Annotated in this window: 23 protein-coding genes; 10 read left to right on the top strand and 13 right to left on the bottom strand. The window is 73.5% G+C overall.

Annotated elements, in window-relative coordinates; all coding sequences use genetic code 11:
* Positions 1-71: 71 nt before the first annotated feature.
* Complete coding sequence (locus KLI87_RS39170) at positions 72-578, top strand: GNAT family N-acetyltransferase (RefSeq protein WP_214621034.1); 507 nt, start codon at positions 72-74, stop codon at positions 576-578.
* Positions 579-603: 25 nt separating this feature from the next.
* On the opposite strand, the gene KLI87_RS39165 is transcribed toward KLI87_RS39170, so the two are convergent.
* A complete protein-coding gene (locus KLI87_RS39165) occupies positions 604-1,332 on the bottom strand; it encodes a TetR/AcrR family transcriptional regulator (protein ID WP_214621033.1) in 729 nt (242 codons plus the stop codon).
* A 77-nt stretch (positions 1,333-1,409) separates the two neighbouring features.
* Here KLI87_RS39165 and KLI87_RS39160 point away from each other — a divergent pair, with 77 nt between their 5' ends.
* Positions 1,410-1,952 (top strand): hypothetical protein, encoded by a 543-nt coding sequence (locus KLI87_RS39160; protein ID WP_214621032.1) that lies wholly within the window; start codon positions 1,410-1,412, stop codon positions 1,950-1,952.
* A 50-nt stretch (positions 1,953-2,002) separates the two neighbouring features.
* Here KLI87_RS39160 and KLI87_RS39155 read toward each other — a convergent pair whose 3' ends face one another.
* Positions 2,003-2,941 carry a LysR family transcriptional regulator gene (locus tag KLI87_RS39155; protein WP_156222350.1) on the bottom strand — a complete coding sequence of 313 codons (939 nt, stop codon included), beginning with the start codon at positions 2,939-2,941 and terminating at the stop codon, positions 2,003-2,005.
* 115 nt (positions 2,942-3,056) lie between these two features.
* On the opposite strand from KLI87_RS39155, the gene KLI87_RS39150 reads away from it, so the two are divergent.
* Positions 3,057-3,974, top strand: a complete 918-nt coding sequence (locus tag KLI87_RS39150) for an NAD(P)H-binding protein (RefSeq protein WP_214621030.1) — start codon at positions 3,057-3,059, stop codon at positions 3,972-3,974.
* The gene (locus KLI87_RS39145) at positions 3,964-4,329 is read left to right on the top strand and encodes a darcynin family protein (protein WP_156222354.1); all 366 of its coding nucleotides are present in this window, start codon (positions 3,964-3,966) and stop codon (positions 4,327-4,329) included. The genes KLI87_RS39150 and KLI87_RS39145 overlap by 11 nt, the downstream gene beginning before the upstream one ends.
* A 71-nt stretch (positions 4,330-4,400) precedes the next feature.
* Here KLI87_RS39145 and KLI87_RS39140 read toward each other — a convergent pair whose 3' ends face one another.
* From KLI87_RS39140 to KLI87_RS39130, 3 genes are all read right to left on the bottom strand, one after another.
* Positions 4,401-5,435: a gamma carbonic anhydrase family protein gene (locus KLI87_RS39140; RefSeq protein ID WP_214621029.1), complete on the bottom strand. Its 1,035-nt coding sequence runs from the start codon at positions 5,433-5,435 to the stop codon at positions 4,401-4,403.
* Between the two features lie 98 nt (positions 5,436-5,533).
* Positions 5,534-6,784 carry a cytochrome P450 gene (locus KLI87_RS39135; protein ID WP_214621028.1) on the bottom strand — a complete coding sequence of 417 codons (1,251 nt, stop codon included), beginning with the start codon at positions 6,782-6,784 and terminating at the stop codon, positions 5,534-5,536.
* A 125-nt stretch (positions 6,785-6,909) separates the two neighbouring features.
* A complete protein-coding gene (locus KLI87_RS39130; protein ID WP_214621027.1) occupies positions 6,910-8,271 on the bottom strand; it encodes a tannase/feruloyl esterase family alpha/beta hydrolase in 1,362 nt (453 codons plus the stop codon).
* A gap of 164 nt (positions 8,272-8,435) precedes the next feature.
* Here KLI87_RS39130 and KLI87_RS39125 point away from each other — a divergent pair, with 164 nt between their 5' ends.
* Both KLI87_RS39125 and KLI87_RS39120 read left to right on the top strand, forming a co-directional pair.
* Entirely contained in the window at positions 8,436-9,524 is a 1,089-nt protein-coding gene (locus KLI87_RS39125) for a sensor histidine kinase (protein WP_214621026.1), read from the top strand.
* Entirely contained in the window at positions 9,521-10,132 is a 612-nt protein-coding gene (locus KLI87_RS39120) for a response regulator transcription factor (protein WP_214621025.1), read from the top strand. Before KLI87_RS39125 ends, KLI87_RS39120 begins: the two co-directional genes overlap by 4 nt.
* Positions 10,133-10,307: 175 nt before the next feature.
* On the opposite strand, the gene mctP is transcribed toward KLI87_RS39120, so the two are convergent.
* Positions 10,308-11,942 carry a monocarboxylate uptake permease MctP gene (gene mctP, locus KLI87_RS39115; protein WP_214621024.1) on the bottom strand — a complete coding sequence of 545 codons (1,635 nt, stop codon included), beginning with the start codon at positions 11,940-11,942 and terminating at the stop codon, positions 10,308-10,310.
* Positions 11,939-12,169, bottom strand: coding sequence for a DUF3311 domain-containing protein (locus tag KLI87_RS40790; RefSeq protein WP_214621023.1), 231 nt, complete (start codon positions 12,167-12,169; stop codon positions 11,939-11,941). The genes mctP and KLI87_RS40790 overlap by 4 nt, the downstream gene beginning before the upstream one ends.
* A 174-nt stretch (positions 12,170-12,343) precedes the next feature.
* Here KLI87_RS40790 and KLI87_RS39105 point away from each other — a divergent pair, with 174 nt between their 5' ends.
* A complete protein-coding gene (locus KLI87_RS39105) occupies positions 12,344-13,306 on the top strand; it encodes a TIGR03621 family F420-dependent LLM class oxidoreductase (protein ID WP_214621022.1) in 963 nt (320 codons plus the stop codon).
* A 143-nt stretch (positions 13,307-13,449) separates the two neighbouring features.
* Here the strand turns inward: KLI87_RS39105 and KLI87_RS39100 are convergent, their stop codons facing one another.
* From KLI87_RS39100 to KLI87_RS39090, 3 genes are read right to left on the bottom strand one after another with little or no spacing between them, the layout of a single operon-like run.
* Positions 13,450-14,940 carry a sugar ABC transporter ATP-binding protein gene (locus KLI87_RS39100; protein WP_214621021.1) on the bottom strand — a complete coding sequence of 497 codons (1,491 nt, stop codon included), beginning with the start codon at positions 14,938-14,940 and terminating at the stop codon, positions 13,450-13,452.
* Position 14,941: 1 nt separating this feature from the next.
* Positions 14,942-16,018: a sugar ABC transporter substrate-binding protein gene (locus tag KLI87_RS39095; protein WP_214621020.1), complete on the bottom strand. Its 1,077-nt coding sequence runs from the start codon at positions 16,016-16,018 to the stop codon at positions 14,942-14,944.
* Positions 16,015-17,115, bottom strand: coding sequence for an ABC transporter permease (locus KLI87_RS39090; protein ID WP_156222372.1), 1,101 nt, complete (start codon positions 17,113-17,115; stop codon positions 16,015-16,017). The genes KLI87_RS39095 and KLI87_RS39090 overlap by 4 nt, the downstream gene beginning before the upstream one ends.
* 104 nt (positions 17,116-17,219) lie before the next feature.
* Between KLI87_RS39090 and KLI87_RS39085 the strand changes: the two genes are divergently transcribed.
* The 3 genes from KLI87_RS39085 to KLI87_RS39075 all read left to right on the top strand — a co-directional run bounded on the left by KLI87_RS39085 (position 17,220) and on the right by KLI87_RS39075 (position 20,609).
* Positions 17,220-17,975 (top strand): SDR family NAD(P)-dependent oxidoreductase, encoded by a 756-nt coding sequence (locus tag KLI87_RS39085; protein ID WP_156222374.1) that lies wholly within the window; start codon positions 17,220-17,222, stop codon positions 17,973-17,975.
* Positions 17,976-18,111: 136 nt separating this feature from the next.
* Positions 18,112-19,749 carry a thiamine pyrophosphate-binding protein gene (locus KLI87_RS39080; RefSeq protein WP_214621019.1) on the top strand — a complete coding sequence of 546 codons (1,638 nt, stop codon included), beginning with the start codon at positions 18,112-18,114 and terminating at the stop codon, positions 19,747-19,749.
* 62 nt (positions 19,750-19,811) lie between these two features.
* Complete coding sequence (locus KLI87_RS39075; protein ID WP_156222378.1) at positions 19,812-20,609, top strand: IclR family transcriptional regulator; 798 nt, start codon at positions 19,812-19,814, stop codon at positions 20,607-20,609.
* Between the two features lie 104 nt (positions 20,610-20,713).
* Here KLI87_RS39075 and KLI87_RS39070 read toward each other — a convergent pair whose 3' ends face one another.
* The 3 genes from KLI87_RS39070 to KLI87_RS39060 all read right to left on the bottom strand — a co-directional run bounded on the left by KLI87_RS39070 (position 20,714) and on the right by KLI87_RS39060 (position 25,142).
* Positions 20,714-21,349, bottom strand: a complete 636-nt coding sequence (locus KLI87_RS39070) for a hypothetical protein (protein ID WP_156222380.1) — start codon at positions 21,347-21,349, stop codon at positions 20,714-20,716.
* A gap of 2,403 nt (positions 21,350-23,752) precedes the next feature.
* A complete protein-coding gene (locus KLI87_RS39065) occupies positions 23,753-24,232 on the bottom strand; it encodes a hypothetical protein (protein ID WP_214621018.1) in 480 nt (159 codons plus the stop codon).
* 145 nt (positions 24,233-24,377) lie between these two features.
* Positions 24,378-25,142, bottom strand: a complete 765-nt coding sequence (locus KLI87_RS39060; protein WP_214621017.1) for a siderophore-interacting protein — start codon at positions 25,140-25,142, stop codon at positions 24,378-24,380.
* Positions 25,143-25,298: the final 156 nt, after the last annotated feature.

Genomic DNA, 25,298 nt, shown 5'->3' with positions numbered 1-25,298 from the left:
CCGCCTCCGAGGACGGCCGCCTCGCGGCAACGATCATGGTTCTGCGAGGATCGGCGCGCGAAGGAGGCGACATGGAGATCCGCAAGGGCGGCATGCGGGACGTGCCGACGATCATGGTGATGTTCGACGCCGCCGTGGCGTGGCTCGTGGCGAACGGGCGGCCGGACCAGTGGGGCACCGAGCCCTGGTCCGCCGACCCGGCGAAGGTGGAGCGGATCACCGGCATCGTCCGCACCAACGACGTCTGGATGGCGGAGCTGGACGGGCGGCCCGCCGGGGTCATCGCCGTCGGGAAGGAGCCGCCGTCCTACGTCGACGCGGCCGACGAGCCGGAGCTGTACATCAACCTGCTGCTCACCGACCGCGACTTCACCGGGCGCGGGGTGGGCGGCGCGCTGATCGCCAAGGCCGGCGAGGAGGCCCGCGCCTGGGGCGTCGGGCTGATGCGCGTGGACTGCTACGCGGGCGGGGGCGGTCCGCTGGTCGACTACTACCGGCGGCACGGGTTCGAGCCCGTCCGCACGGTCAAGGTCAAGGAGGCCCCGGTCCAGGTGCTCTCCCAGCGCATCACCGGTTGAGGTCCGTCCTGGGGCGCCGGCGGCGTCACAGCATGGCCCGCACCCCGGCGACGAGCATGGTCAGGACCGACTCGAACAGCGCGTCGGGGGGCTCCCCCGCGGACTCGGCCGCCAGGAGCCGCAGATGCGGGAGCGCCGCGGCCGGCGTGCCGGGCGGCACGCCGGTCCAGCCGGCCGGGTCCAGGCCGGGGGGCGGCCGGTCGTGGACGGCGTCCCAGATCTCGGCGAACCCGGCCACCTGGAGCACGGTGACCGACCAGGCCCGGTAGGCGTCCCGCGGCGAGAGCCCCAGTTCGAGGAAGAAGCCCACCAGGGCGTCGTCGGCCCGCAGGAGGTCGGACGAGGCGAACGGGGTGAGGTCCTCGGCGCGCGCGAGCGCCGGCATGCCCGGATGGGCGCGGTACCACGAGCGCAGCTCCCGGCAGTAGGCCCGCAGGCTCTCGGGCCACCGGTGAGGGTCCAACCGCGGCCGCGGCCGGTCGGACTGGCACACGGCCACCATCTCCGCGAGCAGGTCCCGGCGGTCGGCGACGTAGTTGTAGAGCGCGCGCGGCGAGACCCGCAGACGGGCGCCGACGGCGCGCATCGTCACCTCGGCCGGGCCCGTCTCGGCCAGGATCCCCAGCGCCGCTCGGGCGATCCTCTCCCTGGTCAACGTGGGTCTGCCCTTGCGGAACTCCGGCCGTCTGCGGGTCGCGGCGGCGGGCTCGTCGCGCGCCCGCGCGGAGTCCTCGGCGTCGTCGGATGGGGGCACCCGGCCATCGTAGCGATCACTGAACTTCACACGTGTTGACTTTAAGGGCCACCCGAGCTTAGGTGAGCCTTACCAAAGTGATCGCAACCGTTCGGGAGGTCGGCATGCAGTGGTCCGCGGTCGTCGGGTACGGGGTGGGCTGCGGGGCGGCGCTCAGCGTGGTGTTCACCGCCGCGGTGTTCGCCGGGGCCGCCCTCAGCAGGGACTTCCTGCTGAACGACTATCCGCCGGCGATCCAGGAGCGGTACGGCAGACCCAAGAGCGCGCGCGGGCGCCGGGTCGCGGTCTGGTTCGGCGTGGTCGTCTGGGGCGTGGCCGGGCTGCCGCTGCTGACCGCGGCGATGGTCGGGCTCGACGGCGCGCTGGACGGCGGTCTGACCTTCCTGCCCGCCGCCCTGTGCGCGGCGCTGGTCTTCGCCACGCTGGCGCTCTGGGACCTGGTCGTCCTCGACTGGATCATCTTCGCCGGGCTGCGTCCCCGCCTGCTGGTCCTGCCCGGGACCGAGGGCATGGCCGAGTACCGGGACCTGCGCTTCCATCTCACCGCCGCGATCAAGGGCAGCCCGCTGATCGCCGTCGTCGGCCTGGTCACCGGGGGCGTCGCCGCCCTGCTCGCCTGAACCCTCTGGTACCGGCCGGGTCGGCACGGGACGATCTCCGGGCCGGGGGGCTATTCCTCCCGGGCCGGGCGCAGTACCCGCCGCACACCGTCCCGCAGCCACCGGTGGGCCCCGTCGGCGGTATGGCGCGGGTGCCAGGCCATGCCGATCGTCACCGGCGGCAGCGGTACCGGGATCTCCAGCAGGCGCAGCCCCAGCGCGCGCGCCGCGTCGCCGAGCGGCGAGGGGGGCTCGCCCGGCAACGCGGCCGGCACCAGGCAGACGACGTCTCCGGCCGCGGCCAGCGCCATCGCCGCCAGATGCCCGGGCAGCACGACGCTGACCCTCCGGCTGAGCCCCCGCTCGCGCAGGGCCGCGTCCAGCGGACCGGTGAAGCGCCCCCGGCGGCTGACCACCACATGCTCGGCCGCGGCGAGCCCGGCGGGCGTCAGGGGTCCCTCGGCGAGGGGGTGCCCCGCCCTGACCCCGGCCGCCATCCGCACCGTGGTCAGCTTCTCGACCCGGGTCTCCGGGTCGACGTGGTCGATCGCCCCGATCTCCAGGTCGACGCGGCCCTCGCGCAGCGCGGGCCCGGCCTCCCACTCCTCGGGCGGCATCCGCAGCGAGACGCCCGGCGCCTCGCGCCGGGCCAGCCCGAGCAGGCCCGGCGCGAGGGCCACGCCGACCAGGTCCGAGGTCTGCACGGTGAAGGTGCGCCGCAGCGCGGCGGGGTCGATCCCGCCGCTCGGGGTGAGCAGCGCCTCCAGCCGGCGCACCACCGCGGCGGCCTCGTCCCGCAGCGCCTCGGCGCGGGGCGTGGGCACCATCGCCTGCCCCGCCCGCACCAGCAGCGGGTCCTGGAGCACCCGGCGCAGCCGGGCCAGGGTGCGGCTCATCGCCGCGGGCGAGGTGCGCAGCCGCGCGGCGGCACGCGTGACGCTCTGCTCGGCCAGCAGGGCATCGAGGGCGATCGCGAGATTGGCGTCGAGGTGCGGAACTTGGCTGCTCAAGGGCATTATTCCGTTTCAGGCAATGATTGGATGCTGAAGTTCCCATTGTGGCAACGCGGTCCGGATCCGCACCCTGAGGGGGCCGTACCGATCCGACACAACCCACGAGGTCTTCATGATCGTCATTACCGCGCCCACCGGGAACATCGGCCGCCGGCTGCTGCCGCTCCTGGTCGAGGCCGCGCCCGCGCGCGGCGAGGAGGTGCGGGTCGTCGTCCGCGACCCCGCCCGGCTCCCCGCGACCGTCCGCGGACGGGTCGAGGTGGTCACCGGCTCGCACGGCGACGCCGCGACCGTCGAGCGCGCCTTCGCCGGGGCCGACGCCGTCTTCTGGCTGGTGCCGCCGGACGCCTCGACCACGCCCGAGGAGGCCTACAGCGGCTTCACCCGCCCGGCCGCGCGGGCGCTCGCCGTCCACCGCGTCGGCCACGTCGTCGGGGTCTCGGCGCTCGGCCGCGGCACCCCGCAGGCCGCCCACGCCGGTCTGGTCACCGCGTCCCTGGCCATGGACGACCTGATCGCCGGCTCCGGCGCGGCCTACCGCGCCCTGGCAGCCCCGTCCTTCTTCGAGAACCTGCTGGAGGAGGTCGACTCGATCCGCGAGCGGGGCGTGTTCACCGACACCGTCGCCGCGGACCGCCCGGCCCCGCTGGTGGCCGCCGCCGACATCGCCGCGAGGGCGGCGGACCTGCTGCTGGACCGCTCCTGGACCGGCGTCGGCAGCGTTCCGGTGCCCGGCCCGCAGGACCTGTCGCCGAACGACATGGCCCGCATCATGACCGAGGAGCTGGGCCGTCCGGTCCGCTACCGCCGGCAGCCGCTGGAGGACTTGCGGTCCGCCATGCTCGCCCACGGCCTCAACGAGGCGTTCGTCGAGGGCATGGTCGCCATGAAGCGCGCCAAGGACCTGGGCCTGGACTCCGGCTTCGACCGCTCCTCGCGGACGGGTCCGGCCACCGGGTTCGCGCGGTGGTGCGCGCGGACGCTCAGGCCCGCCGTCCTCGCCGCGCCGGAGGCAGCCGATGCCCGCTGACCGCACCGAGCCGCCGGTCACCGCGTTCATGCTGGTCAAGACCACGCCCGAGTGGCTGGCGATGACCGTGGCCGAACGCGTCCGCGCCTTCACCGCCGAGGTCGTCCCGGTGATCGAGGCCCGCGCCCGCGGCGTCCGCTCCCGCTTCTACGACACCGAGTTCTACTCGGCGCGGGTCACCGACATCTGGGTCTGGGAGGCCGACGACCACGACGCCTACCGGCTGCTGATCGACGCGTTGCGCGAGACCCCCTTCTGGGACCGCTACTTCACCGTCGTGGACCTGCTCGTGGGCACCGAGAACGGCTACGCCCGCACCTACGGCCTGGAGCCGGTGGCCACCATCACCACCTGACGCTCCGACGCGACCGGCCGGTGCAGCCGCATCCCCGTGGCGGCACCGGCCGGGCGAAGGGCACCGCCCGCCTAGCGGACCCTGCGGATGCTGGCGGCGGCACCGGGCGGGAAGGCCCAGGTCGGGCGCGGCGGCGCGGCGGTCAGGGTGGCGGTCAGGCGGGCGGGGAAGCCGTCCAGGTCGGAGCGCGGGCCGAAGGCGTCGCGCTGCTTGACGCAGGCGCCGGCGCGCACGATCGACTCGGCGCCGACCGCGCTGCCGTCGCAGACGATGGCGCCGGGCTCGACGACGACGCCGCGGCCGATATGGCAGCCGTGGATCATCGCCCCCGGGCCGATGACGGTGTCGTCCTCGATGGTCAGCCGGTTGTCGGGCAGCAGGTGCAGGACGGTGTTCTCCAGGATCTGCACCCGGGAGCCGATGGTCACCGGGCCGTGCGAGTCACCGATGATCTTCACGCCGGCGCCGATCAGGGAGTCGGTGCCGATGGTGACGTCGCCGGTGATCTCGGCCGAGTCGAACAGGACGGTTCCCGCGCCGATCTGCGGGGTCTTGTCGCGGTAGGCGTACAGGCTTCCCATGTGCTCTCCCGCGGTCAGCGGCCCGTGCAGCACGCTGCCGGGGTGGTCGGTCAGGCCGGTCTGGTGGTCGCGAAGCGCGGCGACGCGTTCGCGGTCGGTGTCGTTCGCGGTCCGCAGGACGTGCGGCGGGCGGCCGACGAGCACGGTCTGGGACGGGACGACCGTGCCGGCGGGCACGAGGGTGCCCTCACCGAGGATGCAGCCGTCGCCGAGCCGCGACCCCGGCATCAGGATGGCGCCGTTGCCGATCTCGCACAGGTCTCCGACGGCGGCCCCGACGATCGTCGCCCGATGCCCGAAGACGGTCCGCCGGCCGATCCGGACGGGGTGGTCGGGCGTGCCGATGATCACCCCGTTCTCCAGGACGGCCGAATGGTCGCCGATCCGCACCGCCTCGTCCTCCGACCGGACCACCAGGCCCTGCGCCAGGACGGCGCCCGCCCCCACGTGCACGTCGCCGAGGAGCACGGCCGAGGCGGCGATCTCCGCGGCGGGCTGGTCGCCGATGGGTCTGTTGAGGCTCATGACGTTCCTTCCGTCCCGGCCTCAGTCTCGCCCACCCCTCCATGCAGGGCACACCCTGGCCCCCTCCCAGCCGACCGGTGGACCCGGTCCGAGGGGCGTCAGGCGGTGGGCCTGAGGCGGACGGGCAGGGCGCGGTGGCCGTTGGAGATGAAGGAATCGAGCGGCAGGAGTTCACCCGGCTCCACGGCCGGCTCCATTTCCGGGAACCGCTCGAAAAGGGCGGGCAGCGCCAGCGACGCCTCCAGCCTGGCCAAGGGCGCGCCGAGGCAGTAGTGGACGCCGTGGCCGAACGCCATGTGCTCCTTGTCGGCCCGGGTGACGTCGAACAGGTCGGCGTCGGCGCCGTACGCGTCCGGGTCGCGTCCGGCGGCGGCGTAGCAGGCGAGGATCGCCTCGCCCTTGGCGAGCGTGACACCGTCCTCCAGCGGGATGTCCTCGACGGCGAAGCGCAGCGGCAGGTTGGCCACCGGAGGCTCCGCCCGCAGGGTCTCCTCGACGACGTCGTCCCAGGTCGCCCGCCCTGCCCGGACCAGGGCGAGCTGGGTGGGACGGGTCAGCAGGGCGTGGATCGCGTTGTCGAGGAGGTTGACGGTGGTCTCGTGGCCCGCGCTCAGGAACAGCGTGAGCGTGTCGACCAGTTCCTCCTCCGACAGGGGCGAGCCCTCGTCGCGGGCGGCGATCAGGGCCGACGACAGGTCGTCGGTGGGGCGCGCCCGCTTCTCCCGGATGAGCCCGCGCAGGACCTCCCGCATCCGCGGCAGCGCCGCGGCGGCCTCCTCCGGCGCGGCCGTGGTGCGGAAGAACACGTCGACGCAGCGGCGTATCTCCTCGCGCACGCCCGCGTCCTCGACTCCGAACAGCTCGCAGATCACCCTGATCGGCAGCGGATAGGCGTAGCGGTCGCGCAGGTCCACCGGCTCGCCGGGCGCCGCGCCGTCGAGCTCGTCGAGCCCGTCGAGCAGCGCGGCGACGATCGCCTCGACGCGGGGACGCAGCGCGGCGGTGCGGCGCGCGGTGAACGCGCTGGACGCCAGCCGCCGCAGCCGCCGGTGGTCGTCGCCGTAGGCGGTGAGCATGTTGCGCACCGCGACCCAGGCGAACAGCGGCCATCCCGGCCCGACCTCCCGGTTGGTCAGGGGCGGCCAGTGCAGGTAGGCGTCCTTGGAGACCCGGTCGTCGGTCAGCAGCCGCCGCAGCGGTTCCGGACCGCTCACCGCCCACGCCTCCACGCCGCCGGGCAGCACCACGCGCGCCACCGGGCCTCGCGCGCGGATCCGCGCCGCGTCGCCCTGCACGTCACGGCCGGTGGGGTCGATGACGAACGGACCGTCGTCGTCGGAGGTGCGCATCGGGCTCTCCCCGGGGCTGCCTGGTGGTGCCGGGAGCTGGTGGTGCCGGGCGATCGCCGGTCATACCGGCCGCGCCGCCCTCAGGCGGTCGGCCGGCGCCGGTCCGCGGCCCGTCATCGCCAGTACTACGCGCGGCCGAGCGGCATTGTCCAGACGGTCCGCCTGGCCGCAAGAGGCCGGGCGGTCGCGGGCCCCTCAGCCGACGGCTCGTCCTCCCCCTGCGTCCAGGCGGCCAGCCGGTCGAACGCATTCAGGAAGTCGGACTGCATCGGCCGGACGAGCGTGGGGAAGGCGGCCGCGAGTCCATCGGTGTGGCTCCCGCCGGGCACGCGGTGGTAGCGGTGCAGCGCCCCCCGGCCCGCCCCGCGCACCATCTCGTCGTACACGTCGCCGTTCCTGCTGATCGGCGTCAGCACGTCCAGCGTGCCCTGGATGCTGATGAGCGGCCGTCCGATGCGTCCCGTCAGGGAAACGCGTTCCACCGCCTTCCGCACCGCCTTCGGACGCGACCGGAGCCGGTAGTCGGTGTCGCATCCGGAGCCGGTGCCCTCCGGGCAGAACGGCGTCCCCGCCTGGGCGGCCCCGTCGTAGGAGGGGTCGAGCTCCTCCCGGATGACCCGCTGGAAGAAGTCCCACTGGTTCTTGTGGTGGTAGTCCCAGAGCGGCTCCGATCCCGCCGGATATCCGGCGGCGAGCATCTCCTCATGCGCGCCCGGCCTGCCCGCCTTGTACCGGGGGTAGGTGCGGAGCGCGGGCGGAAGCGTGGTCAGCAGGCTCGGCCCCTTCGACGCGAACGTCAGCGCGTTCCAGTCGACGCCCCCTGTGTAGAGGCGCGGGTAGCGCTCAAGCTGCGCGCGGACGAGATATCCCCCGGCCGACAGGCCGGCGGCGTAGGTGTGGCGCGGGGCCCGGCCGTACCGCCGCGCCGCGACCTGTTTGGCCGCGATGGTCAGCTGGGCCAGGCGCGTGTGCCACTCCTGGATCGCCTCGCCCGGCCTGCGCCCGTCCTGGTAGATGGCGGGCCCGGTGTTGCCCTTGTCGGTCGCCGCGAACGCGTAGCCCCTGGCCAGGACGTGGTCGCCGATGATCCGGTCGTTGGCGTACTGCTCGCGTACGCCGGGCGGGCCGCTCACCACCAGCCCGCCGTTCCAGCGCTCGGGGAGCCGGATGACGAACTGCGCGTCGTGGTTCCAGCCGTGCGTCGGGTTGGTGGCGGACGTGTCAGGGAAGTAGCCGTCGATCTGGATTCCCGGCACACCCGACGGGTTGACCGCCCCGGGCGCCACCAGCCCGGCCCAGTCGGCGGGGTCGGTGTGCCCGCTCGGAACCGTCCCGGCCGTCGTGAGGTCGGGGAGGCACGCGACGACGGAGCGCTCCGCGCCGGGGACGCCGAGCCCCCGTTCACCGCAGCCCGCGTCAGCGACGGCGGTAGGGCTCAGCGTGGATGCGAGCAGGACGGGAACGAGCAGGGCGGTACGCGACACCATGGGGGGACTCCTTCGGTAGGGACACCCCGCAACGTAGGAAGCGACGCCCCCACCGGATAAGTGAGAGGTGGCCAGACCCTCGCCGGCCGGACGGCACATGACCTATGGCCAGACCCTCCGCGCGCCCGTAGCCCGCGCGGCGCCCTCACGCGTAGCCTGCGCGCATGGCGACGACGCGCCCCGTGCCCTGGGTGCCACCCCTCCTCTGCCTCGCGGTACTGCTCGGCGGCGTCTACTACGCCCTCGTGGACGCGGGCCCAACGCTGCGCACCGCCGGCTTCGCGGCCTGCGTCCTGGTGGTGATGGGGGTGGACGCCCTCGACCGGCGCGTCCCCGCGCCCGCGCTCCTGGCGATCCGGACGGCCCTCTACGCGGCGGTCAACGCGCTGGACGCCTCGGGGGTCGCGCGCGTGCTGTTCGTCCTCATCCCCTTCACGGCCTACTTCGCGTTCGGACGCCGCGCCGCGGTCGCGCTCGGCGCCGGATGCGTCGCGGCGATCGTGGCCGCGTACACGCTCTGGGTTCCGGACTGGCAGGTCCGCGCCGCCTACATCTCCGACCTGGTGATGTTCGCCCTCGGCATCGTCCTGGCCGTGACGATGGCCGCCGTCGCCGTCCGCGAGCGGGAGGCCCGCGTGCGGCTGGAGCGGACCATGCGCGAGGTGCGGGACCTGTCCGCCGCCGACGAGCGCAACCGGCTCGCCCGGGAGATCCACGACAGCCTGGGCCATCACCTGACCGCCATCGGCATCCAGTTGGAGAAGGCCGCCGCCTTCGCCGAGCTCGACCCCGCGGCGTCCCGGTCCGCGGTGTCCGACGCCCGCTGGTCGGCCGACCGCGCCCTCACCGAGGTGCGCCGGTCGGTGCGCGCGCTCGGGCCGGACCGGTTCCGGCTGACCGGCGCGCTGACCGATCTGATCGCCCGCCTCAACGACGACCGCCTCGCCGTCACCCTGGAAGTGGTCGGCGACGAGGGGGAACGCCCCCAGGCGGCGCTCACCGCCGTCTACCGGGCCGCCCAGGAGGCGCTGACCAACGCGTGCCGCCACTCAGGCGCCACCCGCATCAAGCTCTCCCTGTCCTATGAGGACTCCGGGGCCAGCCTGGTCGTCACCGACGACGGCCGGGGCTTCGACATGCGGGAGGGATTCGGCATACGCGGGATGCGCGAGCGGATCGGCCGCCTCGGCGGCCGCTTCGAGCTCGCGAGCGCGTCCACCGGCACCACGGTCTCGGTCACGGTCCCCTGGTGAACGGCATCCGGGTCCTTGTGGCGGACGACCAGGAACTCGTCCGTGAGGGAATCGCCTCGCTCCTCGGTCTCCAGCCGGGCATCGACGTGGTCGGCACGGCCCGCGACGGCGCGGAGGCCGTCGAGGCCGCCCCGTCCGCCGACGTGATCCTGATGGACGTGCGCATGCCCGGCATGGACGGCGTCGCGGCCACCGCGGAGGTCCGCCGCAGGACCCCGTCCTGCGGGGTCGTGATGCTCACGACGTTCGACGACGACGAGTACGTCGTCCAGGCCCTGCGCGCGGGCGCCTCCGGGTACCTGCTGAAGAACCTGCCGGCGGCCGAACTCGCGGCCGCGGTGCGGCTGGCCCACTCCGGCGTCACGCAACTCGACTCCGCCGTCGCCCGTCGCCTCGCCGCCGCCCTCCCCGGCCCCGGGTCGCTCACCCCGCGCGAGACCGACGTCCTCCGGCTGATCGCGGCCGGCGCCACCAACAAGGAGATCGCCTCCCGCCTGTACGTCAGCGAGGGAACGGTGAAGAACCACATCTCCCGCATCCTGCAGCGCCTCAACCTGCGCGACCGGACCCAGGCCGCCCTCTACGCCAAGGACCAGGGCCTCCTCTAGCGACACCGGCCGGCCCCCCCGGGGAGGCCGACCGCGCGGTCGGCCGGGTGTTCGGATGGCGCGATCGTGGAACATAACCCGGCAAGGCCGGTGGAACCGGGCAGTCGGTGACGCCCTTACGCCGCACGGACGGCGACCGAGCCGCTCGCCCCGTTCCACCGGCCCAGAACCCAGGTCAGACGGGCCGGCCCGTAAGGGAGCGGCCCGGGTCCTCCGGCGCCGCCGGGGCGGGGTCCGCGTCGGCGAGGTAGTCGTCCGGGTTCGTCTCGTCCTGGCCCTCCGGCGCCCTCACCGCCCGGAGCAGCAGCGTGACCGCCACCACCACGACCATGTTCAGCGCGAACGCGGTCAGCGCGATGTAGCCGGTGTGGCCGACGAACGGGATGTCGTCGAGCGGCGACCCGAAGTGCCTCTGCGTGGGCGAGGACGTGCCGTAGGCGGTGATCGTCCCGTAGGCCATGCCGGCGGCCCAGCCCGCGAGCAGCGCCCACCGGTGCGGCCACCGGGTGAACAGGCCGATCGCGATCGCCGGGAACGTCTGCACGACCCAGATGCCGCCGAGCAGCTGCAAATTGATCGCCAGCGACTTGTCGAACCCGAGGACGAACACCAACGCGCCGAGCTTGACCAGCAGCGACACCAGCTGCGACACCCGTGTCTCCTCCGCGGGCGTCGCGTCCGGCCGCAGGAACGCGGCGTAGACGTTGCGGGTGAACAGGTTGGACGCGGCGATCGACATGATCGCGGCGGGCACCAGCGCCCCCACCCCGATCGCGGCGAACGCGAGCCCGGCGAACCAGCTCGGGAACACCTGCTCGAACAGCTCGGGCACCGCGAGCTGCGGGTTGCCCGCCGCCTTCACGGCGGCGACGGTGCCCGGGTGGGCGAGGGCCATGTAGCCGAGCAGCGCGAGCAGGCCGAGCAGCAGCGAGTAGGCGGGCAGCAGCGCCGCGTTGCGCCGGATGACGTCGCGGCGCCCGGCGGCGAGCGCGCCGGTCACCGTGTGCGGGTAGATGAACAGCGCCAGCGACGAGCCGAGCGCCAGCGTCCCGTACGCCCAGTGCGTCATGTCGTTGGTGAACAGCGACCCGGCGGGCTTGCCTGTAGCCGGGTTGGGCCTGGCCAGCGCCGTCTCCGCCGTCCCGAAGATCGAGTCCCAGCCGCCGAGCCTCGTCGGGATGTACACGACCGCGACGATGATCACCAGGTAGATCAGCGCGTCCTTGACGAAGGAGATCAGCGCGGGCGCCCGCAGGCCCGAGGTGTAGGTGTAGGCCGCCAGCAGGCCGAACGCGATGAACAGCGGCAGGTCCTTCGCCCAGCCGGAGCCGGTGACGCCCATGACGGTGAGGACCGCCTGGATGCCGACGAGCTGGAGGGCGATGTAGGGCATCATCGCCAGGATCCCGGTGAGCGCGACGGCGAGCCCGAGCGACTTCGACCCGAACCGCCCGCGGACGAAGTCGGCGGCGGTGACGTACCCGTGCCGATGCGCGACCGACCACAGGCGCGGGCCGACCAGGAACACGATCGGATAGGCGATCGCCCCGTAGGGGACGGCCCAGAAGCCCATCGCGCCGCCCGCGAACACCGCCGACGGGACGGCGACAAAAGTGTAGGCGGTGTACAGGTCGCCGCCCAGCAGGAACCAGGTGACGAACGTGCCGAAGCTGCGTCCCCCGAGGCCCCACTCGTCCAGGTGCATGAGGGTCTGGCCGCGCCGCCACCGCGCGGCGGCGAAGCCGACCACGGTCACCACCGCGAAGACGGCGATGAAGATGGCGAGTTCGACGCCCTCGACGTCCTTCACCGCGCACCGCCCCGGCGCCGGGTGAGCAGGTGGGCTCCGCCGATGCAGACGGCGGTGAGCAGCACCCACAGGAGCTGCCACCAGTAGAAGAACGGGAAGCCCGCGAGGCGCGGGCTCTCCTTGGCGTAACTCGGCACCGCCAGGTACACGAGGAACGGGGCGGCGAGCAGCACACCGGCCGCCGCCTTCCTCGCAGCCGTGACGCGGGCGGGGGACGTGTCACTCACGTGCTGACCTCCAGGGCCGGGGGAACGAACGGCCAGGGCGAATCCGCCCTCGGCAAATACTGCGATCCTCGACCGGCGGAAACCAGCCCCCGCGGCGCATCGGTTCGCCGAACCCGAACCAGGTGTCGAATTCCTGCCAGCGCGGCCGTCCGGCCGGGCGGCATGCTCGGGCGCATGGACGAACACCGCGGGGACCGGCACCGGCGCCCCTTCCGCTTCGGCGTCGTCGGGGAGTCGGTCCGCTCGGCGGACGCGCTGCTGTCGACGGCGCGCCGCGCCGAGGAGCTCGGATACGCCACGCTGACGCTGCGCGACCACTTCGTGGCCGAGCCGTTCGGCGACCAGCTCGCGCCGATGGTCGCGCTGGCCGCCGCGGCGGGCGCGACGCGGACGCTGGGGCTGGGCACGATGGTCGCCTCCAACGACTTCCGGCACCCGGTGATGCTCGCGAAGGAGGCCGCGACGCTGGACCACCTGTCCGGCGGGCGCTTCGAGCTGGGGATGGGCGCGGGGTGGCTGCGCTCGGAGTACGAGCGGGCCGGCATGGCCTTCGACGCGGCCGGGACGCGGGTCGGGCGGCTGGAGGAGTCCCTCCGGATCCTGCGGAGCCTGCTGGCGGGCGAGAAGGCCGACTTCGCCGGGGAGCACTACCGGGTCGACGGGCTGACGGTCTTCCCCGCACCCGCGCGGCGGCCGCCGATCCTGGTCGGCGCGGGCAGCGCCCGCATGCTCGGCATCGGCGGACGGCTCGCCGACACCGTCGGGATCCTCCCCCGTGCCCTCCCCGACGGGACGATCTCCGACGAGATCTCCGAGCGGCTGCCCGAGACCATCGCCCGCAAGGTGGACCTCGTCCGCGAGGCCGCCGGGGACCGCGACGTCGAGCTGAGCATGCTCGTGTCGCCGACGTTCGGCGCCGACCCCCGCGCCGCCGCCGCGAAGGTCGCGGTGCTGCGGGGATGGGGGGCGTCCTCGATGGAGCTCGTGCTGGACATGCCGTCCCAGTTCGTCGGCCCGCCCGAGCACATCGCCGAGCAGATGGCCGCGCGCCGCGACCGGTACGGGTTCGGCTACTACCTGGTCTCCGACGCGGACATGGAGCGGTTCGCGCCGGTCGTCGCCCTGCTCGGAGCCTGACGCGGGCCGGGGCGTGCCTGCCGGGCGTGCCCGCGGGCCCTCGGGGGCCGCTCCCCGTGGGCCCGCGGAACCCGTGCGCGCCGGGGCCCGCGGCCCCGGCGCCGTCCTTCACCCGGTGGTACGCGCCATTCGGCGGTCACGGCTCATGTGGCGGCGAAACCGGCGTTCATGGCCAGGCTGAGCTCGGCCTCGGTGAGCCGGTCCCCCGCCAGCTCGTCGACGACCCGGCCGCGCTGGAAGACCAGGACGCGGTGGCACAGCTCGACCAGCTCGGCGAGGTCGGTGGAGGCGATCAGCACGACCTTCCCGTCGGCGGCGAGGCCGCGGACGATGTCGTGCAGCTCGGTGCGGGCGCCGACGTCCACGCCGCGGGTCGGGTCGTCCAGCGCGAGGACGGCGGGCGCCGCGTCCAGCCACTTGGCCAGCACGACCTTCTGCTGGTTCCCGCCCGACAGGTCGCTCGCCTTCGCGCGCACCTCGCCCCGGACCCGGAGGCGGTCCAGGTGGCCGCGGGATCGCTCGACCAGCCGCGACCGCCGGGGCATGGGCCCGCCGCGCCCCTGGCCGAGCCAGCTCACCGACGTGACGTTCTCCCACAGCGGCTTGTCGAGCATCAGCCCGCGCCCCTTGCGGTCCCCGGTGATGAACGCGACGCCGGAGGTGACCGCCTGCCGCGCCGAGCGGGGCGAGCGCCCGTCCGGCAGCCGGACGGTTCCGGCGGACGGCCGCGCCCGCCCGCACACCGCGTCCAGCACGGCGAGGTGCCCCGAGCCCTGGAGGCCCGCCAGCCCGACGATCTCCCCGGCGGCCGCCCTGACCGACACCTCCCGCAGCCGGCCCGGCACGGTGACGCCGGTGAGGGAGACCGCCGCCCCGCCGGGGCGGGGCGGGGCGGCGGCCGGGGGGATGGCCTCACGGGCGGGCTGCCCGAGCATCGCGGTGACCAGCGAGTCGAGCCCGACGTCGGCGACGGGCGCGCCCGGCAGGACGACCCGCCCGTCCCGAAGGACGGTCACCCGCGTCGCGACGCGCATGACCTCCTCCAGGAAGTGCGAGATGTACAGGACGGCGAGGCCGCGCCCGGCGAGCCGCCGGGTGACGCCCGCGAGCCGGTCGGCGGCGGCGCGGGGCAGCGCCGAGGTCGGCTCGTCCAGGATCAGCACGCGCGGGTCCTGGAGCAGCGCCCGGCAGATCTCCAGCAGCTGCCGGTCGGCCAGCGGCAGCGCGCCCGCCTTCACGCGCGGGTCCAGGTCGAGGCCCAGCTCGTCCAGGACGGGCTGCGCGAGCCTGCGCGTCTCCCGTGCGCTGACGAGGCCGCCCCGGCGCGGCGCCCCGTAGGGGAACAGGTTCTCCAGCACGGTGAGGTCGTCGTAGATCATCAGCTCCTGCGAGACGATCGCGACGCCCTGCCGGGCGGCCTGGCGGGCGTCGGCGAAGCGCACCGGGCGGCCGTCCAGCTCGATCGTGCCACCGCCGGGCCGCACCACCCCGGAGATGATCTTCACGAGCGTGGACTTGCCCGCGCCGTTCTCGCCGACGAGGGCGTGCACCTCCCCCGCCGCCAGCGCGATCCCGACGCCGTCCAGCGCCGTGACCCCGCCGTAGTGCTTCACCAGGCCGGAGGCCACCAGCATGTCAGCGCGCCTCCTTGAGCGGCCGGATGCTCGCGCCGGTGTTCGCCAGCAGCCTGTCGAGCTGCGGCCTGTACCAGGTGTAGGCGTTCTGGACGTTCTGCTGCCGCTTGATGATCTCGTCGATGTTGCGCTGGTCCATCACGAGTCCGGGCGTCTTGAACCAGCCCTTCGGCAGCTTCCCGTCGTTCTCGCGCACCGACTTGATCAGGACGGCGGTGGAGACGTAGCCCTTGAGGTAGTGCTCGGGGTCGATCCCGGTGAAGTTCGTCCCCTTCTTGATCGCCTCGATGGTCTTGGGGTCGACGTCGAAGCCGGCGGTGAGGTACCTGCCCTTGCGCTGCTCCTTCAGCCGCGCCAGGTTGTAGCTGTCGGCGTCGCCCACGCCGAGGAAGGCCAGCGCGCCCGGGTTGGCGTTGACCTGCGACTGCCAGGCGCCGTAGTTCTGCGCCGGGTCGCTGTAGGTCTGGAACGGCCCGAGGACGCGGATGCCCGGCGCCTGCTTGGCGAGCGTGTCCTTGATCCCCTTGGCGCGGCTGTCCAGCACGGGCGCGCCGGGGTTCGGGACGCCGACGACGACCGTCCCCTTCGCGTCCGCGCCGAGCTTCTTCACCGTCTCCTGGGCGAGCAGCCCGCCGAGCTCGTAGTTGTCGTTGCCCACGTAGAAGTCGACCTTGCTGCCGTCGGTCGGCGCGGTGTCGAGCGCGACGATCGGGATGCCCTTGCCGACCGCCTGCGCCGCCGGGCGGGTGAAGATCGGCGGGTCGAGGTTCTCCAGCACGATCCCGTCCGGGTGGGTGACGGTGAGGTTCTGGAAGAGCTGCTGCTCGGCGGGCCCGTCGGTGTTGGGCGGGCCGACGACCTTGAAGTCGACGCCGCCGGCCTGCTTGGACGCCTCGGTCGCGCCCTCGTACATCTCGCGGGCGAAGTTCAGGCTGTAGTTGGCGACGGCGATGCCCATCTTGAGCTTCTTGCCCTTCCCCGACCCGCCGCCGTCGTCGTCGCCGCAGGAGGCCGCCAGGCCGGTGCCGAGGGTGAGGGCGACGGCCAGGGCGAGCGGCCCGCGCAGGTGCGGCATCATGGTTTCCTCCCAGGGGAGCGCCCGTCGCCGTCGACGGGGCGGGGATCCCGCACGGCGCGCGGGTCGCGCGTCGCACGCAGGTCACGGACGCGGCGCACCAGCGGCGCGGCGCCGACGGCGACCAGGATCACGCCGCCGGTCGCGAAGGTGGTCCAGTTGATCGGGACCTCGAAGAACACCAGCGCCGCGGTGACGACGCCGAGGATGAGCGTGCCCGCCGCCGCGCCGATGACCGAGCCGCTGCCGCCCTTCAGCGGCGTCCCGCCGATGATCGCGGCGGCGATCGCGGTCAGCTCGTAGCCCTGGCCGATCGTGGGGTCCCCGGCGATGAAGAACGCCAGGGCCAGCACCGCCGCCAGGCCCGCCATCAGCCCCGACAGCGCCAGCGCGGCGATGCGCGTGCGGGTGACGGGCAGCCCGCCGAACTCGGCGGCCTCGGGGTTGGAGCCGATCGCCCGCACCCGCGCGCCGAACCGCGTCCGCGTGAACAGCACGGTCAGCGCGACGACGGCGGCGCCGAACACCCACACCGCGTTCGGGGCGCCGAGGAACTCCTCGCCGCCGAGCACCCGGAAGAACGCGTCGTCCTGCGGCAGGTCGGTGATCTGCTTGCCCTCGGCCAGCGCCAGCCCCACGCCGCGCAGCAGCATGGACGTGGCGAGCGTCACGATGAACGAGGGCAGCCGCAGGTAGGTGGTGACGGCGCCGTTCACCGCGCCGACGAACGCCGACAGCGCCAGCACCACCAGCACCGCCAACCAGGTGCTCATGCCGTCCCTGATCAGCAGCGCCCCGACGACGACGCCCATCGCGTAGACCCCGCCGACCGACAGGTCCACCTCGCGCATCGCGAGCGCGAACACCATCCCGCACGCCATCAGCCCGACATAGACGGAGTTGTGCGCCGTGGTCAGCAGGTTCCCCGTCTGGAGGAAGTCGGGCTGTAACAGCCCCACTCCGAGGACGAGGAGGACCAGTACCCCGACGACTCCGGCCTCGTCGGGGACCGGGCGGCCTAACCGGGCGCGGCGCGGCGCCGGAGGCCCGTCCCGGTCGCTTGCGGCGGCCGACGCGGCCGACGGCTGTGGTGCGGACATGCGGCCGAGCATGTGACCTGCGCCACTCGACCACAAGTCGCGCGTTTCAGTGAGTGAAAACGGCGCCTTGTCGCTTTCCCGGGCGCGGCCTCACTCTGACGTCCATGAGTGAGACGCCTTCGGGAGACGGAGCGCAGCGGGTCGCCCTGGTGACCGGTGCCGCGGGAGGGCTGGGGCGCGAGTTCGCGATCGCCCTCGCCGCACGAGGGCACCTGGTCGCGGGGCTCGACCTCGCCGACATGTCGGGCACGGCCGAGCTGATCGGCGGTGGACGGTTCCACCCGGTCCGCGCGGACGTGACGGACCCGGACGAGGTCGAGTCCGCCGTCGAGGAGGCCGCCGCCCGCTTCGGCGGCCTGCACATCGTGGTCAACAACGCCGGGATCTACCCGCCGCTGCCGTTCGAGAAGACCACCCTGGAGGACTGGCGGCGCATCATGCGCGTGAACCTGGACGGGCCCTTCCTCGTCTCGCGCGCCGCCCTCCCCCACCTGAAGGCGGCGGGCTGGGGCCGGATCGTCAACATGGTCTCGGCCGTGGTGTTCCTCGGCCCGCCCGACCTGGTCGCCTACACCACGTCCAAGTCGGGGCTCGTCGGGTTCACCCGGGCCCTCGCGAGCGCGGTCGGGGGCGACGGCATCACGGTGAACGCGATCTCCCCGGGCCTGGTCCGCACCGAGACCGCCGCCCGCACCACCGGCGCGGACGGCGGGTTCGAGCGGGTCCGCGACCTCCAGGTCGTCCCGAGGGTCGGGGACCCGGCCGACCTCATCTCCACGCTCCTGTACGTGTGCGACGAGGGCAGCGGCTTCCTCACCGGCCAGACGATCAACGTCGACGGCGGCTCGGCCATGCACTGAGCGGACCGACACTGAGTGAGCCGACACCGAGTGAGCCGACCGGCCCGGGCGCCGAGCCGGCAGCACGACGGCAGGGCGACCCGGCGACGCCGGACCCGGCCGCGATCAGCAGAACGAAGGGCAGGAAGACGAGACCATGAGGCCGATCGAGGCACTGCTGGAGATCATCCGGGACGAGGGCGTGACCCGGATCTTCGGCAACCCCGGCACGACCGAGCTCCCGCTGATGGACGCCCTGGTGGAGGCACCCGACCTGGAGTACGTCCTCGGGCTCCAGGAGGGCTCCGTCGTCGCCATGGCCGACGGGTACGCGCGCGCGTCGCGCCGCACGGCCTTCGTCAGCCTGCACGTGGCGGCGGGCGTCGCCAACGGGATGATCGGGATGCTGAACGCGCTGCGCTCGCGCACCCCGATGGTGATCGTGGCGGGCCAGCAGGACCGCCGCCACCTCCTCCAGGACCCGATGCTCTCGGGCGACCTCGTGGGGCTGGCGTCGGCGGCGACCAAGTTCGCCTTCGAGGTCCAGCACGCCCGCGACCTGCCGCTCGTGCTGCGGCGCGCGTTCGCGCTCGCGGCGCGTCCGCCCGCGGGCCCGGTGCTGATATCGGTGCCGATGGACCTCCTGGAGGAGGACGTCGACGTCGCCGTCCCGGCCCGCTCCCCCGTGTCGGGGCCGGGCCCGGCCGTGGCGGGCGTCGCCGAGGCCGCCGCGCTGCTGGCCGCCGCCGAGCGTCCCGTGGTGATCGCGGGCGACGGCGTCGGACGCGCCGGAGCCGTCCAGGCGCTGGTCGCCGTCGCCGAGGGCCTCGGCGCGACCGTCTACCACCAGCCGATGAACGACGGCATCGACTTCCCCGGCGGCCACCCCCTCTACGCGGGCATGCTGGCGCCCCGCAACACGGCGATCCGCGAGACCCTCGCCGAGCACGACGCGGCGCTCATCGTCGGCTGCCACGCGTTCATGCCGCACCACTACACGCCGGGCTCGGCCGTCCCGGACGGCCTGGACATCGTCCAGATCGACGAGGACCCGGCCGAGATCGGCCGCAACTTCCCCGTCCGGCACGGCCTCACCGGCGACCTGGCCGCCACGCTCCGGGCCCTCGCCGACCGGCTGGACGTGCCGTCCGCACCGGACCGCGCGCAGCGGATCGGCGCCGCCACCGACCAGGCCCGCGCCGCCGTCGAGTCCGCCGCCCGCGACGCCTACGGGCCCGTCCCGATGGACCCGGGGGCCGCCGCGCACGCGGTCGCGGCCGGGCTGCCCGCCGACGCGGTCGTCGTCGAGGAGGCGATCACCACCGGGCTGCGGCTGCGCGCCGTCCTGCGGCAGGACCGGCCCGGCTCCTACGTCCACACGGTCGGCGGCGGCCTCGGCTGGGGCATCGGCGCCGCCGTCGGCACCCGGCTGGCCGACCCGGACCGCCCCGTCGTCGCGGTGCTCGGCGACGGCTGCGCCATGTTCGGCCTCCAGGGCCTTTGGAGCGCCGCCCGCTACGAGGTCCCGGTAGCGTTCGTCGTCATGAACAACGGCGAGTACCGCACGTTGAAGGACACCCTGGACCAGGGCGGCGGCGCGTCCGCCGAACACGGCCGCTACGTCGGCATGGACCTCACCGGCCCCGCGCTGGACTGGCAGGCCGCCGGGCGCCTGTTCGACATCGACACGGTGCGCCCGGAGTCCGCCGACGCGCTGCGGGACGCGGTCGCCTCCGTCAAGGACCTCACCCGTCCCCTGCTGATCGAGGCGCGCATCACCGGGCACGGCCGATGACGAGGGCCGCCGCCCGGTTCCCGCCCCTTGCGGGCAGGCCCGATCACGTGAACGATCGGAAGATGGACACGCGCGTCGACGGCGACGAGCCGCCGAGGTCGGTGCTGGCCAGGGGCCTCAGCCTGCTGGACGCCTTCGGCTCCGCCGACACCGAGCTGAACCTCACCGAGCTGGCCGCGCGGACGGGGCTGCCCAAGCCCACCGCGCACCGGCTGCTCGGCGAGCTGGTGCGCTGGGGCGGTGTCGAGCGCACCGAGTCGGGCTACCGGCTGAGCATGCGCCTGTTCGTACTCGGCCAGCGCGCCCCCCGCCCCCGCGGGCTCCGCGAGGCCGCCCTCCCCTACCTGGAGGACCTCTACGAGGCGACGCACGAGAACATCCACCTGGCCGTCCTGGACGGGAACGACACCCTGTTCCTGGAGAAGGTCAGCGGGCGGCGGTCCATGCCCATCGTGTCCCGGGTGGGCGGGCGGCTGCCCGCCTACTGCACCGCGACCGGCAAGCTCTTCCTCGCCCTGGGCCCGCCCGACCGGCTGGAGCGGGTGCTGGCGGCGGGCCTCGTCCACTACACCCCGCACACGATCGTCATGCCGGGCCTGCTCCAGCGGGAGCTGTCCCGGACGCTCACCCGCGGCTACGCCGTCAACCGCGAGGAGTCCGAGGCCGGGGTCTCCGCCGTGGCGGCCCCCATCCTGGACCACCGCCGCCGCGTGATCGCCGCGATCTCGATCACCGGCAACGTCTGCCGCCTGGACCTGGACCGGCTCGCCCCGGCCGTCCGCACGGCGGCGCTGGCGCTGTCCCGCGAGCTGTCCCGCGAACCGGCGGCGGCGCCCTTCCCCCTTCTCCCGCGCCGCTGACCTCCCAGGCACCGGAAACGGGAATGTCCCGCCGATCATGGTGATCGGCGGGACATTCCCGTTCGTACGCCGGCAGCCCTGCCGGATTCGTCGCGCTCGGCAGGTCAGCCGAGGGGGCGCGGGGCGCCGCGCTTGCCTGCGCCCGAGCCCCACTTGAGGACCTCCCACTTGACGCCCTTGATGTGGCCCTCGCCGGTGCCGGCGTTGTACTTGCTGCTCGGCTTCTTGCCGTCCAGCAGGTAGCGGAAGGTGTAGGTGTCCAGGTCCAGCATGACGCCCCGGTGGGACGGGCTGCCGGGGCCGCGGTCGCCCACGAACCCGGTCACGCTGCGGCCGTCGTAGGTCACGCGGACCTTGGTGTGCAGGGGCCAGCTCGGGCTGGCGAACAGGCCCTTCTGCATGGGCTTGCCGCCCGCGGGCGCGCCGGTGTCACCGTTCACGCCGGAACCGTCGTCCCAGAAGTAGGACGCGATCGTCTTGCCGGACAGGAGCGCCTTCGAGGACTTCTTGGCGCGCTTGGCGGAGTCCTTGGACGTGGAGCGGGACTCGGCGGAGTCCTTCTTCCCGCCCTTGTGGGCGGTCTTGTGCTCCTGGGTGTTCATGGCCTGCTGCGACAGCAGTCGCTTGTCGCCGCTGGGAGCGGAGTCGTCGCTGGCCGCTGCCACGCCGGCCACCAGCATCCCGGCCATGGCCGCGCTGGTGATGCCGGTAAGGACGACGTTGATCGCTCGCTTCTGCATGAAGATCCTTCGTTCGGGGTACAGGGCTGCCGTTCCGCACGCCGGAGCACAGGGGCTGGTCCGGGCAGGAGAACGGGTCCGAGACTCGGGACTCGGGAGATGCCGTCGCGAAGAACCCGCCCGCAGGAAGACTGCGGAGGATGGCCCGCGGGCATGGCGGACCGCACCCGCGCCCTGGGGCGCGCGCCCGTCCTTGGGCGTGCGCGGGGAACGGCGCGTACCCCGTCCTTGGGCGTGCGCGCCGGCGCGGGCTTCGAATGAAGCGGGAAGAATGCCGACCGGGGGCTCATGGGCCCCACACGGATGCGGCCGTGCATGGTGCGGCCGCGGTTCGGCGAAGTGATCCCGCCTGGCGGGCGGGAAGCGACGGTTATGCGTTTGGCCAGGTCAACGGTTCATGACCCTGACCTGGCGTCGACTATATACGGCATTACCGAGATTTCTACCAACGGGCGATTTCTTTACCTTTCGAAAGGTAGATCATTTAATCGCCACCCGCCCGATCCGCCTTTCCCACAGGCGATTGAGAACGCTCAACCCTGCACCCACCCGACCCAAGCCAAGGCCAACCCCCACCCCCGGCCCCCACCCCAACACCCCCAACCACCCCACCAACCACACCAGCCCCCAGAGCCCCCACCCGGGCCCATGGGACGAGTGAGGCCGACAAGACCAGTGGGACTGATGAGCCGCTCAGCGGGCGATACAAGGGCAGCCTCCGGAACCCCGCCGAAGCGCACGCTGGGCCAGGCCCTACCGATCAGCCTCGAACCCACGAGCCAGGCAGGCAGCCCCGAGGCCGTCGTCGAGAACTCCAAGACCTTGCCTAGACGCGCCAGAGCGCCATCCTCGCCGCGCCGCCAAACCCCCGAACAGCGGCCCCGCGACCGCCCCTGGGCACGCGAACGAACGCCAAACGGAGCCCCGAAGCACCGAAGGCCCGTTCCTACCGCAGGCGAACCACGAGCTCACCCGACGGGCAGCCCCGGAAGCCCACAACCGAGACGCCCAGAAGCGCCTGAGCGGCGACCTCGCCGCAGCGCCAAACTCACGGGCCGGCCCAGAGAGCGGCGGACGTTGCAACCCTGTCCCGATTCGCCGGAGACCCGTCTACCGCCAGGCACAAGAGCCAGCCAGGCAGGGAGACTCCGGGACCGAGGGCGGAGTCTGAGCTTCCCCTGAGAGCGCCACAGCCGGGTCTTAGGCAGTCGAGCTCACATGCCAAGCCCGCCTTGCGCCCTTCGAACGACACGGAAGGCCCCACCAGCACCGAGACCAGGAGGTCAACTGCCGCCCGTCCGCCCACGCAACGACCGTTCCCAAGCTCCGCCGCGATGGCCCGCCGACCTGAGATCGCACTGCTCGACGGCACCACCGCGCGATGACCTGGACCCAACCCCCCAGCACCCGTAGATCGAACGACCACGGCGACCAACCAGAAACGCCAAGAGAGCAGACACACCGACCAGGCAGACACAGCGAGCAAGCAGCCCCGGCAAACGAGTGGACCCGGCGAGCGCCTGACCAACGATGAGCCACCGCCCGCCAGGCAACCAACGGCGCCCCGCAACCAGTGCCGACCGGCAACCCAACGGCGCGCTACGACCAGTAGCGGCCGCTAACGTCCTGCAACCACGGCGGCGCTCGACGTTCGGCAACCGGCATGCCACGTTCGGCGTTCGGGAGCGCCCTGCAACCAGCGGCGACCGGCAACCAACGCCGTCCTGCGTCCCGCGACCCGCGCTCGGCAGCTGGCGGCGTCTACGACCAGTAACGCCCCCTAGCGTCCTGCGACCACAGGCAGCACTGGCGTGCGGTGACCCGTGTTCGGCGGCTGACGGCGTCCTACGACCAGTGGCGACCGCCAACGTCCTGCGACCACGGCGGCGGTCGGCGGTCGGCGGTCGGCATACCACGTTCGGTGTTCAGTGGCGCTCTACGACCAGTGACGAGCGCCAACGTCCTGCGACCACCGGCGGCGCTCGGCGTTCGGCGACCGGCATGCCACGTTCGGCGTTCGGGAGCGCCCTGCAACCAGCGGCGACCGGCAAGCAACGGCGCGCTGCGACCAGCGGCGACCTGCGTCCCGCGCCCCGTGCTCGGCGGCTGGCGGCGTCCTACGACCAAGGGAGACCGCCGACGTCCTGCGACCACCGGCAGCGCTTGGCGTTCGGCGACCGGCGTTCGACGTCCCGCGCTCCACGTCTCGCACTCGGCGACCCGCGCTCGGCGGCTGGGGGCGCTCTACGACCAGTGGCGAACGCTAGCGTCCTGCGACCACCGGCAGCGTTCGGCGTTCGGGTGGAAGGACGCGGGGAACGGGCGATCGGCGGCGATGAGCGACCGGCCGGCCGGGCACGGCGGGCGACTGACCGGTCGGTTGCGAAGCCGGGGGCCGGCCGGTCAGTAGGTCGGGTAGACCGACGGCACCAGCGGAGTGGGCCCCGGGAACGTCGGACCGCCGGGAGGCGGCTCAACGAAAGGCGAATCGGCGTACGCCGGTCCCCCGAAGGGCGACTCCGTGAACGCCGGTCCTCCGAAGGGGGAGACCGCGGCCACCATCGGGCCTGTCGCACCGGCGGCCTGAGCCGTCGGCGGCGACGGTGGCTGTACCGGTGGCGGCACGTGGGAGCCGTCGGCGCGGCGCGGCTCCACCGGGGGCGCGGCGGCCCGCTCGACGCGCCGCTCGGCCAGGACGGCCATGAGCGCGCGGGCGGTGTCGGCGTCCATCCGGAGCAGGACGCTAGGCGTCCCGGTCTGGTCGACGAAGGGAGAGACCGAGGGCGCGGCGGCCTGTTGCGGCAGGGCCGCCCGCATCTCCTCGCGGAGATCCTGGGCCAGCCGCAGCGCCTGTCGGTCACTGTCGTTCAAGTGTGCGGTCATCGCGATCTCCGGGGAGTTCACGTGCGGGGGTGCGGGGGGGTCCGGGGTAATCCTGCTAGGAATGCCGTGCAGGTGCAAGAGCTGATGCACGTGCATTTCGACGAATAATCTTGCCGTAACCCCTCCCGCCGACGCTCGTTAACGATCATTCCATCCCCCGCTTGCCGGGCGCCCAGAACGGCTTGACCAGCACCGATCTGCGCGGCCAGCCCCGTTCGTCCACCAGGTGAGCGCGGACGTCCCGCACGGTGCGGGCCTCCCCCGCCACGTACGCGAAACCCGGCTCATCGGGCAACTCCAGCCCGCGCACGGCCTCCACCAGACTCGTGGACGAGGCCGCGGGCGCCTCCCCGCGATACCGCCACGTCAGGCTCTCAGCCCTCGGCAGCGGAAGCCGGTCCTCGGGCCCCGCAACCTCGATCACACCGTGGACGGGTTCGCGGGCGGCCCGCAGCATGGCGCCGAACGGGACGGACGCGGTCTCCTCGCCCACGAGCAGGTGGTAGGCGGCGGGCCGCAGGATGAACCCGCCCTCCGGCTTGCCGAACACGACCGCCTGACCGGGCCGGAGCGCCCTCGCCCAGCGCGCGCCCGGTCCGTCCCCCTCGTGGTCGAGGACGTACAGCTCCAGCACCCCGGCCGAGGCGTCGTAGTCCCACACGGAGTAGGTCCGCAGGGCGTGGCGGACGGCGCCGCTGACCCAGGTTCGGGTGGCGGTGATGTCCGCCACATGCACGCGGACTTGCTGGCCGGGCGTCCAGTCCAGGCCCGGCACGTCCCCGATCCGGATCCCGATCCATCGCCCCCGCCCCTCGGCGCGCCGCACCTCTCTCACCCGACCGCGCGCGAACACCAGGTCGAGCAGCCGCCGCCGCACGCCACGCCTGGACGGCCTCGCCTCGACGCTCATCTCACCCTCCCTTGATCGCGACACATCTTGACTCCCAGCCGTCACTTCCGGCGTTCATCCGCCCGCCGGAGGCTGCCATCGCCCATGCTCGAACGCCTGGCGGTCGCCGCGCACTAGAACGGAATTCTGTGGAAAAGCCGGTGGGACGCCCGCCCC

It is taken from the genome of Actinomadura sp. NEAU-AAG7 (assembly GCF_018603865.1).
Lineage (GTDB): Bacteria > Actinomycetota > Actinomycetes > Streptosporangiales > Streptosporangiaceae > Spirillospora > Spirillospora litoris.
The sequence above is the reverse complement of the archived record's forward strand: the minus strand, read 5'-3'. Positions and strand labels throughout refer to the sequence as shown.

Coding starts and splice junctions, on each gene's coding strand:
- KLI87_RS39100 (WP_214621021.1), bottom strand. CDS start 14,940: ATGCTGGTGGCCTCCGGCCTGGTGAAGCACTACGGCGGGGTCACGGCG.
- KLI87_RS39095 (WP_214621020.1), bottom strand. CDS start 16,018: ATGATGCCGCACCTGCGCGGGCCGCTCGCCCTGGCCGTCGCCCTCACC.
- KLI87_RS39150 (WP_214621030.1), top strand. CDS start 3,057: ATGATCGTCATTACCGCGCCCACCGGGAACATCGGCCGCCGGCTGCTG.
- KLI87_RS39140 (WP_214621029.1), bottom strand. CDS start 5,435: ATGAGCCTCAACAGACCCATCGGCGACCAGCCCGCCGCGGAGATCGCC.
- KLI87_RS39125 (WP_214621026.1), top strand. CDS start 8,436: ATGGCGACGACGCGCCCCGTGCCCTGGGTGCCACCCCTCCTCTGCCTC.
- KLI87_RS39075 (WP_156222378.1), top strand. CDS start 19,812: ATGGACACGCGCGTCGACGGCGACGAGCCGCCGAGGTCGGTGCTGGCC.
- KLI87_RS39105 (WP_214621022.1), top strand. CDS start 12,344: ATGGACGAACACCGCGGGGACCGGCACCGGCGCCCCTTCCGCTTCGGC.
- KLI87_RS39065 (WP_214621018.1), bottom strand. CDS start 24,232: ATGACCGCACACTTGAACGACAGTGACCGACAGGCGCTGCGGCTGGCC.
- KLI87_RS39085 (WP_156222374.1), top strand. CDS start 17,220: ATGAGTGAGACGCCTTCGGGAGACGGAGCGCAGCGGGTCGCCCTGGTG.
- KLI87_RS39170 (WP_214621034.1), top strand. CDS start 72: ATGGAGATCCGCAAGGGCGGCATGCGGGACGTGCCGACGATCATGGTG.
- KLI87_RS39060 (WP_214621017.1), bottom strand. CDS start 25,142: ATGAGCGTCGAGGCGAGGCCGTCCAGGCGTGGCGTGCGGCGGCGGCTG.
- KLI87_RS39135 (WP_214621028.1), bottom strand. CDS start 6,784: ATGCGCACCTCCGACGACGACGGTCCGTTCGTCATCGACCCCACCGGC.
- KLI87_RS39145 (WP_156222354.1), top strand. CDS start 3,964: ATGCCCGCTGACCGCACCGAGCCGCCGGTCACCGCGTTCATGCTGGTC.
- KLI87_RS39130 (WP_214621027.1), bottom strand. CDS start 8,271: ATGGTGTCGCGTACCGCCCTGCTCGTTCCCGTCCTGCTCGCATCCACG.
- KLI87_RS39080 (WP_214621019.1), top strand. CDS start 18,112: ATGAGGCCGATCGAGGCACTGCTGGAGATCATCCGGGACGAGGGCGTG.
- KLI87_RS39090 (WP_156222372.1), bottom strand. CDS start 17,115: ATGTCCGCACCACAGCCGTCGGCCGCGTCGGCCGCCGCAAGCGACCGG.
- KLI87_RS39070 (WP_156222380.1), bottom strand. CDS start 21,349: ATGCAGAAGCGAGCGATCAACGTCGTCCTTACCGGCATCACCAGCGCG.